Source organism: Kitasatospora sp. NPDC001159 (assembly GCF_053598235.1).
The window spans coordinates 35826-48472 of record NZ_JBSFJV010000016.1 but is presented as its reverse complement, the minus strand read 5'-3'; the positions used below and the strand labels follow the sequence as shown (position 1 = coordinate 48472).

The window sequence follows — 12647 nt, the reverse complement described above, 5'->3', positions numbered from 1 at the left end:
CCCTCGATCCAGCGAAAAGGCTTAAAGGTCGTCGTTGAACTCGGCTTCGAGTTCCTCGATCTCGTCCTGGTTCAGGTCGAGGAGGTCAAAATCGGACGCGGTGTGCCCCCCGGCGGAGGAATCACCCACCAGGCGGGCCAGGGCGGACAACTCGTCCGACCACAGTCGGCCGAACCGTTCGATCTCGGCCTCCGGGAAGAGACCGGCCGGCCAGCTCACCGTGAGCGTCAGTTCCAGGCCGTCCGGCAGTTCCCGGATGGCCGCCTCGGCTTCCAGCACGTGCGACGGCCTGATGTCCGGGTCCGGTGAACCGCCGATCGCTCCGGAGCGCTGCCACTCCCGAACGTCGCCCGTGGCGGACCGGCCCCGGTAGGCGAACCCGATCTGAGGGGACGGCAAGGCTTCCAGGACAGGTCCCGTCTCGGCGTTCAGACAGCGCAGCAAGCCGTAGCCGAGCGTGTCGCCGGGCACCGCCCTCGACTGCTCCTTCACCGCCTTCAGCAACGACCCGGACGCCGGATCGATCCCGCCCACGTCCAGCCGCACCGGATGCACGCTCGTAAACCGGCCCACCGTCCGGGTCGGATCCATCCCGCCGACCGGGTGACGGCCGTGGTTCTCCACGTCCACCAGCACCACGTGGCCTCCGCGCCACCGCGCCACCGCGCCTGCCAGGCCCGTCAGCAGCACCTCGTGGACACCGCAGTGGAAGGCCGAGGTGACCTGCTCGGCGAGCGCTTGCGCGCGGTCCTTCGGCAAGGTCCATGATCGGCGTCCCGCGGCCGAGCCGGTGCCGGGCACGCCCAGCCGTGGCTCCTCTCCGTCGAGGAGCGCCGTCCACGCGGTCAGCTCCGCGACGCGTTCTTCGGAGGTCGCCTGTTCCGCCATGGCGGCCGCCCATCGCCGGAACGAGACGTCCACCGGGTCGAGGGACGGCTCCCTGCCTGCGACGACGGCCTCATGAGCAGCCTTCAGGTCCGTCAGCAGGATCTCCCACGACATCGCGTCGACCACCAGAGGATGCGCCACCAGCACGAGCCGCCCGACCCGACCAGGTCCGGCGTCCACCCACACCGCACGGACCATCACACCCGCGGCAGGATCCAGCCGAACGGCCGCCTCCCGAGCGCACCGCTCCGCGACGTCATCGAGGTCACCGGTGTCCGCCTCGACCCGCTCGATCAGTACCGCGGCGTCCACCGCGCCCCGGCCGGACACGACCAGCCGGGGCTTCCCGGCCTCGACGATCCGGCTCCGCAGCATGTCGTGGGCGTCGATCAGTACGCTCAGCCCAGCCGCCAGCGCGTCCACCGACAGGCCGCCGGGCGCGCCGACGGTCACCCACTGCGCGGATCCCGGCCCCCATGCCGTCGTCATCGGCGTCCGGGCGACGTCTCCTGTGCCCTCGGCCGGATCGGCCGGCCCGCCGTCCAGGTCGAGGATCCCGGCGATTCCCGCCGGGGTCCTGTGCTCGAACACCTCGCGCGCGCCGAAGGCCATTCCGGCGCGGCGGGCCCGCGCCGCCAGCCGCATCGAGGTGATCGAGTCCCCGCCCAGCTCAAAGAAGCTGTCATCCGCGCCGACCTGTTCCAGGCCGAGAACCTCGCCGAACAGCGCGCACAGCGCCCGCTCGGCGTCGGTGGCCGGTTCCCGGCCGATGACGCGTCCGCCGAAGTCGGGGTCGGGCAGCGCTGCCCGGTCCACCTTGCCGTTGGCCGTCACCGGCAGTACGTCCAGGACCAGCACCGCCGCTGGCACCATGTAGTCCGGCAACGCCCTGGCGACGTCCTCGCGCAGCCGTTCCGGATCGATGTCGCCGCCGGACACGACATAGCCGATCAGGCGTCCTTCACGTGCCACCACCACAGCCTGGTCAACGCCCGGCCGCTCAGCCAGCACCGCCTCGACCTCGCCCGGCTCCACACGGTAGCCGCGGATCTTCACCTGCTCGTCGGCGCGCCCGGCGAAGACCAGATCGCCCTCATCGGTCCAGTACGCGACGTCGCCCGTCCGGTACATGCGCTGACCGGAGGTGAACGGGTCTGCGACGAACCGCTCCGCCGTCAGCCCCGGACGGTCCAGATAGCCGTGCGCCACCCCCGCGCCCGCGATGTAGAGATCGCCCGCGACGCCCGGCGGCAACGGACGCAGGAAGACATCCAGCACATACAGCCGCCGACCCGGCATCGGGCGGCCGATCGGCAGGACCGGCCCCAGCCGCTCGCCGGGCCCGATCGCCTTCCAGGTCGCACACAGGGTGGTCTCCGTCGGACCGTACGTGTGCCAGACGACCAGCTCGGGGCAGGCCCGCCGGACCCGCTCCACCTCACTGAGCGGCACCACGTCGCCGCCCGCCAGCACTTCGCGCAACCCCGAGAACGACTCCGGCGCCTCCTGCGCCAGCGCCCGGAACTGGCCCGCCGTGAAGTTCACCGAGGTGAGGCCCTGTGCGACGTGGACAGCGAGGCGCGCCGCGTCGACCACGCCCGGCTCGGTGAGCATCACCCGCGCACCCGACACGAGCGGCACCCAGAGGTCGTACAGGGACGCGTCGAAGGTGTGCGGCGCGTGCATCAGCACCGCGTCGCCCGCTCCGACGCCCCACCCCGGGTCTCCCGCCAGGGCCGCGACGCCGCCGTGCGGGACGGCAACGCCCTTCGGTGTCCCGGTCGATCCCGATGTGTACATCACATACGCCAGGTCGTCCGCCCCGATCGGGACCAGCGAGGTCCCACCGTCGACGATGTCGTCCATCATGATGAGCTCGTGGCCCGGGGGCACGGCGCCCGCAGTCCCCGCACAGCACACCACCGCGGCCACGGCGGCGTCGGACAGCATGTACGTGACCCGGTCCGCCGGGTAGTCCGGATCGACGGGAACGAACGCCGCTCCCGCCTTCCACACCCCGAGCCATGCCGCCGGCACGTCCGGCGAACGCTCCAGCAGGACACCGACGCGGTCGCCACGTCGCACGCCCCGGTCCACCAGTACCCGCGCCAGCCGGCCTGACCATGCGTCGAGCTCCGCGAACGACCAGGCCCGTCCCCCGGCCGTCATCGCCGTCGCGTCCGGAGCCTTCTCCACCTGCCGGAGGAAGAGCTCCACCGCCGAGGGCGCGACGATCGGGTCGCCCGTCTCGTTCCACCGCTCGACCACCCGCTCACGTTCGGCGTCACTTACCAGGTCCAGGCGGCCCAGCGGCGCAGCCGGATCCGCGACCATCCGTTCCAGGACGCGGACCAACCCGTGGAGAGCGGTCCCGGCGACTTCGGCGTCGACCATCCCCGGCTGGTACTGCACTTCGGTCTCGATGCTCTCGCCCGGCATGACGCCCAGAGTGATCGCGTAGGGGGACGCCTGGTGGAACTCCCGCAGGGTTAGTCCGAGAGCGCGCGGGGACGTCGGGCCCGCCGAGGGATCGACGTAGTTCTCGAAGACCACGAGCGTGTCCAAGCCCGCCCCTGCGAGCCTCTGGATCTCCGGGAGCCCGAGGTGCTGGTGCGCGATCAGCGCGGACTGCCGCTCCTGCAGCTCCGTCAGCGTCTCCAGGACCGTTCTCCCGCCGTCCAGCCGCACGCGCACCGGCACGGTGTTGATGAACAGCCCCACCATGCCCTCCACGCCCGGCAGGTCAGCCGGACGCCCGGAGACCGTCGCGCCGAACACCACGTCCCGGCGGCGCCCCAGTCGGGCCAGCACCAGCGCCCACGCGCCCTGCACCACCGTGTTCAGTGTCAGCCCATGGCTGCGGGCGAACTCCATCAGGGCGGAGCTGAAGGCCGGGGAATGGCGGATCACCTCCCGGACCGGCAGTTCCGGAGCCCGGCCGGGCCTTTCGGGGATGCCGAGCGCCGATGATCCGTCGGTGCCGGCCAGCTCCGCGCGCCATGCCGCCTGGGCGGCCTCCTTGTCCTGCCGCCCCAGCCATGCCAGATGGTTCCGGTAGGAGGCCGCTGACCGCAGACCCGACGCGACGCCGCCGGCCGCGTAGATGTCGAGGAGTTCCGATTCGAGGATCGCCCGCGACCACCCGTCCATGAGCAGGTGATGGCTGGTCGTCACGAGACAGTGCCGCTCCGGACCGAGTCGGACCAGCGTCAGCCGCAGCAGCGGAGGCCGCGTCAGGTCGAACCCCCTGGCGCGCTCCTTCTGCGCTATCACGGTCACCTCGGCCATCGCGTCGTCCTCGTCCAGGCCGGACACGTCGCATTCGGTCCAGGGGAGTTCCACCTCCCGGGCGATGAGCTGGACCGTCTCGCCGGACTTCCGCCGGTGGAAGGACGTCCTGAGCGCCGCGTGCCGGTCGAGGAGGGCCTGCCAGGAGGTCCGGAGCCGCTCCGCGTCCAGCGGCCCGTCGATGATCTGGGTCTGCTGGATGACGTAGATGTCGGGGGCCGCGTCGTCGAAGGAGGAGTGGTAGAGCATTCCCTCCTGCATGGGTGACAGCGGCCAGATCTCGGCGAGCGCCGATCCAGGGGTCACGATTTCCCGCCTCCGCCGAAGTGCTTCGCTACTGCTTCAAAACCCTCGATCTCGTCCTGATCGAGGTCGAGGAGGTCGAAGTCGGACGCGGTGTGTCCCCCGGCCGAGGAATCATCCGCCAGGCGGGCCAGGCCGCACAGTGCGTCCCGCCACATCCGACCGAACCGTTCGATCTCGGCCTCTTCGAAGCGGCCGGCCGTCCAGCTCACCGTCAGCGTCAGTTCCGGGCCACCCGGCAGGTCCCGGACGACCGCGTCGACCTGCAGCGCGTGCGGCGCCGCCATGGCCGGATCCAGAGAACCGCCGATGTCACCGGCCTGCTGCCATGCCGCCACGTCGTTCTGCTCACCCACGGCGAACCGGCCCATGTAGTTGAACCCGATCCAGGGTGACGGCACGGCCTCCAGTACCGGTCCGGTCCCGGCGTTCAGATGACGCAGCAGCCCGTAACCGAGCCCGTCGCCGGGCACGGCCCGCGACTGCTCCTTCACCGCCTTGAGCAGGTCCCCGGACGCCAAGTGGATCCCCGAGACGTCCAGTCGCACCGGATGCACGCTGGTGAACCAGCCGACCGTCCGGGACAAATCCAGCCCGCCGACCGCATGACGGCCGTGACTCTCCACGTCCACCAGCACCGCATGATCGCCGCACCAGCGCACCACCGCCCCCGCCAGCCCCGCGAGCAGCACCTCGTGGACCCCGCAGAAGAACAGCCCGGGAATCCTTCCCAGCAGCGCCGACGCCTCGGCTCCCGACATCGCCCACGACCGTGAGCACACCCTCCCCGTGCTCACCTCCCGCCCGCCGACCGGCCGCTCCGCCTGGCCCAGGACCGCCTGCCAGGCCGGCAGTTCACCGACCCGTTCCGCGGAGGCCGCCCATTCCTCCAACAGGCTCGCCCACCGCCGGAACGACACCGCCACCGGCTCCAGCGAAGGCGTCCGCCCCGCCGCAGTCGCCTCGCACGCTGCCCGCAGATCCGGTACCAGGATCCGCCAGGAAACGCCGTCGACGGCCAGATGGTGCACCGCCACCACCAGTCGGCCCACCCGTCCCGGCCCGGCGTCCACCCACACCGCCTGCACCATCACGCCCGTCTCCGGGTCCAGCCGGCCCACCGCGTCCCGCACCGCGCCTTCCACGGCCTGGTCCAACGAGCCTCCGGCAAGCCCCACCCGCTGGGCCTGACCGGCCGTGTCCACGGAGCCGCGTTCACCGACGATCAGGCGTCCCTGCTCCACGCGGGCTCGCAGCATGTCGTGCGTATCCACCACGGCTGCCAGTGCGGCGGCCAGGATCCCCTCGCCCAGATCCGCAGGTGCGCCCACAACCACCCACTGTGCGAATCCCGCACCGGTGATCCCGTCGCCCAGCATTCTCATCACCGGCGTCCACGGCACCTCGCCCGCACCGTCGGCCGTCCCGGGCTGGAGGCGTTCCGGCAGAGGCGATTCCGCCGCCAGCCGTGCGAGTCCCTCCGGCGTCCTCAGCTCGAAGACGTCCTGCGCGGCGAGGGCCAGTCCTTCCCGCCGCGCCCGCGCCACCAGCTGCATCGAGGTGATCGAGTCTCCGCCCAGCTCGAAGAAGCCGTCGTCCACGCTGACCCGCTCAAGGCCGAGCACCTCGGCGAACAGCCGGCACAGCACCTGTTCGGGCTCCGTCACCGGCTCTCGACCGACGGTCCCGGCAATGGGACCAGGGCTGGGCAGCGCGCTGCGGTCGATCTTTCCGTTCGGGGTGGTGGGCAGCGCCTCCAGCACCACCACAGCGGGCACCATGTGCTGGGGCAGCCGGGAGGCCAGGTACTCCCGTATCGCCTGCGGATCGACCCCAGCCGGCGACACATAGGCCAGGAGGCGGTCGTCCCGGACGGCCACAGCCGCCTGGGCGACCCCCGGGTGGCCGGACAGGACGGACTCGATCTCGCCGGGCTCGATCCGGAACCCGCGGAGCTTCACCTGGTCATCGGCCCGCCCGGCGAACACCAGCTCACCGCCGCTCGTGAGACAGGCCAGGTCTCCTGTCCTGTACATCCGCTCACCGGCGGCGAAGGGATCGGCGACGAACCGCTCCGCCGTCAGCGCCGCACGGCCCAGGTAGCCACGGGCCAGCCCGATCCCCGTCACATACAGCTCACCGGTGATCCCCGGCGGCAATGGCCGAAGGAAGGCGTCCAGTATGTGGCAGCGGCTTCCCACGATCGGCTTCCCGATCGGGACCACGTCCTGGCCCGCCGTCAACGGCATGCTCATCGCAGCACACACCGTGGCCTCGGTCGGCCCGTAGGCGTTGATCAGCCGCCGTCCCTCCGACCAGCGGTCCGCGAGGCCCGGCGGGCATGCCTCCCCCGCCACCACCACCGTCTCCAGCCCCGCCGGCAGCACGTCGGCCGTGGCGAGCACCGACGGCGGAACCGTCACATGGGTGGCGTCCCACCGCTCCAGTGCCTCGGCCAGTGACACCCGCGGCGGCAGGTCCTGCTCCGGCGCCATCACCAGCGTCGCCCCCGAAAGCAGCGCCATCAGCACCTCGGAGACCGTGGCGTCGAAGCCCAGCGCCGCGAACTTCAGAACCCTCGACGACGGCGACACAGCGAACCGGTCGATCTGCGCCGCCGCCAGATTCCCCAGGCCCGCGTGGGTGACGACGACCCCCTTCGGAATCCCCGTCGACCCCGACGTGTAGATCACATACGCCGCGTCGCCGGGCCCCACCGGCGGCGGCACCGCGTCCGGGCCCGCCGAGAGGTCCACTTCGTCGATCACCACCGCCCGGTCGGCGAACTCCTCAGGCACCGCGTTCCGCGCCTTCGCGTCGCACACGGCCAGCACGGGATCCGCGTCTCCCAGCAGCAGTCCCACGCGCTCGGCTGGATACGCGGGATCCACCGGAACGAACGCGCCTCCGGCCAGCGACACCCCCAGCATCCCGACCACCCACCACGCCGATCGCCCCACGACGAGGCCCACCCGGGACTCCGGTCCGACCCCGCGGGCCCTCAGCACAGCGGCGAGCGCCGACGCCTGTTCCCAGAGCTCCTCGAAGGTCAGCTCGCCGTCACCGTCCACCACCGCCGTCTCATGGGGCCGCTCCTCCACGACCCGCGCCACCAGCACCGGCAAGGACTCCCCCACCGCCGGCCCCGCATCCGGGCCGCTCACCCGGCCCCCGCCCACACCGGCCCGGCCCACCAACCCGTAAGGGTCGGCGCCCACCGCGCCGAGGGCGCCGACGAACCACCCCAGCACGGACTCCGCGACGGTTTCCTCGATCTGCCCGTGCCGGTAGGCGAGCTGGATCCTGAGACGGTCCCCCGGGATGATGCCGAGGGTCAGTGGATAGTGGGTCCCCTCGACCGTGCCCAGGTAGGTGAACCGGTCGGCGAAGTCCCGCGGATAGTTCTCGAACACCAGCAGCGTGTCGAACTTCGCGCCCGGCCCGGCGGCCTTCTGGATCTCCGGCAGTCCCAGGTGCTGATGCGGGATCAGGGCCGCCTGCCGCCGCTGCAGACCGGTGAGCAGGTCGGCGACCGACTGCCCGCCATCGAGCGACACCCGGACCGGCACGGTGTTCATCATGAGCCCGGTCATCGACTCCACCCCGGGGAGCTCTGCGGGACGGCAGGCGACCGTGGTGCCGAACACCACTTCGGTGCGCCGCGCGAGCCGGGCGAGCACCATCGCCCACGCACCCTGCACCACCGTGTTCAGCGTCAGCCCGTGGTCACGAGCCACCTCCTGCAGCCTGGTGGAGAGCTCCGGCGTGAGGTGGGCGATGCGGTACTCGTATCCCGTCCCGGCGGCCGTTCTGGCGATCGACGCGTACCCGTCGAGGCCGGACAGCTCCGCCTGCCAGGCAGCGCGTGCCGCGCCCTTGTCCTGCCGGTCCAGCCAGGCCAGGTAGTCCCGGTAGGATGCCGCGCCGATCCGCTCCGGGTGCCGGCCGTCGGCCTCGTACGCCTCGGCCACCTCGTTGAGGATGGCCGCCACCGACCAGCCGTCGGTCAGAATGTGGTGGTGGACGACCAGCAGGCGGTACCGGTCCTCGCTGATCCGGGCCAGCAGTAGCCGGAACAGCGGGCCCGCGGCCAGGTCGAACCGCTGCTCCTGTTCCTGCCGGGCGAGGGCCTCGACGGCCGCCTCGGCGTCGCCCACGCCGGTGAGATCGACCTCCCGCCAGGGCAGCACGACGTGTCCGGCGACGGCCTGGAGCGTCCTCCCCGACGCGAGCCGGACGAAGCTCACCCGGAGTTCGGCGCGCCGCGCGAAGACCGCTTCCCAGGCGGCCCGGAGCCGGGCCGCGTCCAGCGGCCCGGCCAGCTCCAGGATCCACTGCGCCTGGTAGATGTCGAGGCCCTCTCGTTCAAGGGTCGACTGGAAGAGCAGCCCTTCCTGGAGCGGGGCGAGCGGCCAGACCTCCACGGCACCGGGTACGGCCATCGCCAGCTCGGCCTCCTCCTCCGCGGTGAGGGCGATCAGAGGGCGGCCGACGGGGGCGTCGGGGTCATCGGCGGGCACGGGCCGCGCTGCGGCCGCCAGCCGTGCGGGGGTCCTCTCGCTGAAGATCTGCGAGGGCGTCACCAGCAGACCGGCCCTGGACGCGCGCGCAGCCAGCCGCATCGCGGCGATCGAGTCGCCGCCCAGGGTGAAGAAGCTCTCGTCGACACCGACCCGGTCCAGGCCGAGCAGGTCGGCGAAGAGTCCGCTCAGGACGCGCTCCGCCCCGGTGGCGGGTTCGCGACCCGCGGCGTTCGCCCCGAAGACGGGCGCGGGCAGCGCTGCCCGGTCCACCTTGCCGTTGCGGGTCAGCGGAAGCCCGTCCAGCGTGATCACGACAGCCGGGACCATGTACTCCGGCAGGATCGCCCCGAGACGCTCACGGAGGACGTCGGGATCCACGTCCGTCACCGCGTAACCGATCAGGCGTTCATCGATCGCCACCACGACGGCCTCGTGGACATCCGGCTGGGCGGTCAGCGCGGCCTCGATCTCGCCCGGCTCGATCCGGAACCCGCGGATCTTCACCTGGTCGTCGGCTCTGCCCGTGAACAGCAGCTCACCGTCGGCGGTCCACTGGGCGAGATCCCCGGTCCGGTACATCCGTCCGCCGGGTACGGACGGATCCGCCACGAACCGCTCCGCCGTCAGCGCCGCCCGGTCCAGGTAGCCGTCCGCAAGGCCGGCGCCCGAAAGGTAGAGTTCGCCGACCGTGCCCGGCGGCAGGGGCTGCAGCGACGCGTCGAGCACCTGGGCCCGGCGGCCCGGAAGCGGACGGCCGATCGGCAGCACGGGACCCAGCACGTCGCCCGGCTGGAGCAGGTGCCACGTCGCGCACAGCGTCGTCTCCGTCGGACCGTACAGGTGCCGGATCCGTGCTCGGGGGACCGCCCTTCGCACTTTCTCCACCGCGTGTGCGGGCACCACGTCGCCGCCCGTCAGCACCTCCTGGAGGCCGGCGAAGGATTCCGGCGACTCCTCCGCCAGCGCGCGGAAGCTGCCCGCGGTCAGATGCACCTTCGTCACGCCGCCGGCGATCGCCTCCCGCAGACGTCGGGCGTCCACCGCGCCCGGCTCTGCGATCACCACACGGGCACCCGTGAGGAGCGGGACCCATATCTCGAAGAGGGACGCGTCGAAGGCGTGAGGCGCATGCATGAGGATCGCGTCACCGGGTTGCACCGTCCAGCCGGGGTTCCCCGCCAGCTCAGCGACGCTCCGGTGCGGGACGGCCACTCCCTTCGGGATCCCGGTCGACCCGGAGGTGTACATCACATACGCCAGGTCCCCCGGACGCACCGGGACCGCCGGCGCTTCGCCCTGCCCCTCCTCCGTGACGACGATCGACTCGACCCCCTCCGGCACGCCGTCGACCGTCGCGGCCGAACATGCCATCAAGGACGCCCCTGAGTCCGCGGCCATGAACGCCACCCGCCGCGCGGGATGGCCGGGGTCCGCGGGCACATACGCCGCTCCCGCCTTCCACACGGCGAGCAGCGTCACCACCAGGTCCGCCGAGCGTTCCATCAGGACCGCCACTCGGTCGCCGCGGCGGACACCCCGACCGATCAGCCGCCCGGCCAGCCAGCCCGCGAGTTCGTCCAGCCGCCGGTAGGTCAGAACCCGGTCTCCATCGACCACGGCCACCGCGTCGGGCGTCCGCTCCGCCTGGCGGGCGAACAGCTCCGGCACCGTCGGCGTGGCCCGCGCTGCGGAATTCATCGTCCCCATTCGGAAGTCATCTGGGGGACCGGTCCGGCCCCGTTGCGTTCGGGCTCGGCAGCGCCGCCGCCCGACTTGGCGAACTGCGTGTGGTAGAGCTCCGCGTAGAGTCCGCCCTCGGCCAGCAGCTCCTCGTGCGTCCCGCGCTCACAGACGCCCCCGTCGTCGATCACGACGATCTGGTCGGCCTCGCGGATCGTGGACAACCGGTGGGCGATCACCAGCGAGGTGCGGTCGCGCAGCGCGGTCCTGAGCGCTCGCTGGACGGCGGCCTCCGACTCGGAGTCCAGGTGGGCGGTGGCCTCGTCGAGCACGACGACCGAGGGCGCCTTCAGCAGCAGCCTGGCGATGGCCAGTCGCTGCTTCTCCCCGCCCGACAGCCGGAAGCCGCGGTCTCCAACGACGGTGTCGAGCCCCCTCGGGAGGGATTCGATCAGGTCCCAGATCTGGGCCCCCTTGCACGCCTCGATCAGCTCGTCCTCGGTGGCGGCCGGACGGGCGTAGGCGAGGTTCTCCCGGATAGTGTCGTGAAAGAGGTAGGTGTCCTGGCTGACCACGCCCACCGTCTCGCGGAGCGAATCGAAGGAGAGGTCCCGGAGATCGTGTCCGCCGATACGGACGGTGCCGGAGGTCGGGTCGTACAGCCGGGAGACCAGGTGGGTGAGAGTGGTCTTCCCCGCGCCGGACGGGCCGACGAGTGCGGTGAGGGTTCCGGCCGGCGCTTGCAGGCTGAGGTGGCGCAGGACCTCCGACGCCGTCTCCCCCCGCTCCCGTCCGCCGCGCACGTTCTGCTCCAGCGACGCCAGCGAGACCTCGTCCGCGCCGGGGTAGCGGAACGACACGTCCTCGAACTCGATCTCCGGGGCCGTGCTCACCGTGAGCCTCACGGCGTCGGGGCGTTCCTCGATCAGCGGCTTCAGGTCGAGGATCTCGAAGACCCGCTCGCAGCTCACCAGGACGATCAGCGCGTTCGCCTGCATCCCGGACAGCTGGGTGATCGGCCCGAACAGCCGCCCGAGCAGGGTGGCGAGAGCGATCAGCGTGCCGAGCTGAAAGGTCCCGGACAGCACGAGGCCGCCGCCGACCCCGTAGGCGAGCGCCGTGGTGAGCGAGGCCATCAGCGCCATGATGATGAAGGCCATCCGGCTGTAGACGACGACGCTCACGCCGACCCTGCGGAGCTTCTCCAACCGGTCCTCGTACTCGGTCATCTCCTGCTTCGGACGGCCGAAGAGCTTGGAGAGCATCGCCCCCTGCACGTTGAACCGCTCCTGGAGGATGCCGGCCAGGCCGGCGTTCGCCTCCATCGACTGCCTGGTGTACCGCTCCATCACCCGGCCCACGTACATCCAGGGAAGGAGGAACAACGGGATCAGCACCAGCGTGATGATGGCGAGGAGCCACGACAGGTAGAACAGCTCGGCTACCACCATGACGACCGCGACCGCGCTGGTGACCGTCATCAGCAGCTGGCTGAAAGCCTGCTGCATCATGATCAGATCCATGTGGAGCCGTCCGACCAGCACCCCGGTCTGGGTGCGGGTGAAGAACGCGACCGGCAGCCGCTGGACGTGACCGAGCGCCTGGGCCCGGAGTTCGTAGGTGACCCCCTGCCCGATCCACCCGGCGATGTAGGCGAGCGCCAGCTGCAGTAACGCGTCGAGGACGGCGAGGCCGGCGGTGCAGCAGGCCAGCAGCGTGATGGATCCGGAGTCGTGCTTGAGGATCCCGTCGTCGACGATCTGCTTGAGCAGCAGCGGAGTCGCCACCACGATGAGCGACTCCAGGACAGCGACGATGGCGAAGAGGGTGATCTTTCCGGTGTACGGGCGAAGGTAGGCGAGGACTCTGCGGGACGTGCCAGGGCTGATCCTGGACGGCACGGGATCAGCACCTCCGCCGGCCCTCAGCGCCCCCCCGGTGGACGGCATCAGCACCATGCGGACA

3 protein-coding genes are annotated in these 12647 nt (G+C 71.5%); all 3 read right to left on the bottom strand.

The features are described 5' to 3' along the window. Positions 1–21 precede the first annotated feature (21 nt). The 3 genes from ACWC9T_RS11160 to ACWC9T_RS11150 are packed head-to-tail and all read right to left on the bottom strand — an operon-like array spanning position 22 to position 12583. Positions 22–4482, bottom strand: a complete 4461-nt coding sequence (locus ACWC9T_RS11160) for an amino acid adenylation domain-containing protein (RefSeq protein WP_449820775.1) — start codon at positions 4480–4482, stop codon at positions 22–24. Then, positions 4479–10700: an amino acid adenylation domain-containing protein gene (locus ACWC9T_RS11155; RefSeq protein ID WP_449820774.1), complete on the bottom strand. Its 6222-nt coding sequence runs from the start codon at positions 10698–10700 to the stop codon at positions 4479–4481. Before ACWC9T_RS11155 ends, ACWC9T_RS11160 begins: the two co-directional genes overlap by 4 nt. Further along, the gene (locus tag ACWC9T_RS11150) at positions 10697–12583 is read right to left on the bottom strand and encodes an ABC transporter ATP-binding protein (RefSeq protein ID WP_449820773.1); all 1887 of its coding nucleotides are present in this window, start codon (positions 12581–12583) and stop codon (positions 10697–10699) included. The genes ACWC9T_RS11155 and ACWC9T_RS11150 overlap by 4 nt, the downstream gene beginning before the upstream one ends. Between the last annotated feature and the right edge of the window lie 64 nt (positions 12584–12647).

Excerpts from the sequence above, each read along its gene's own strand:
- ACWC9T_RS11155 (WP_449820774.1), bottom strand. The coding sequence starts at position 10,700 with ATGAATTCCGCAGCGCGGGCCACGCCGACGGTGCCGGAGCTGTTCGCC.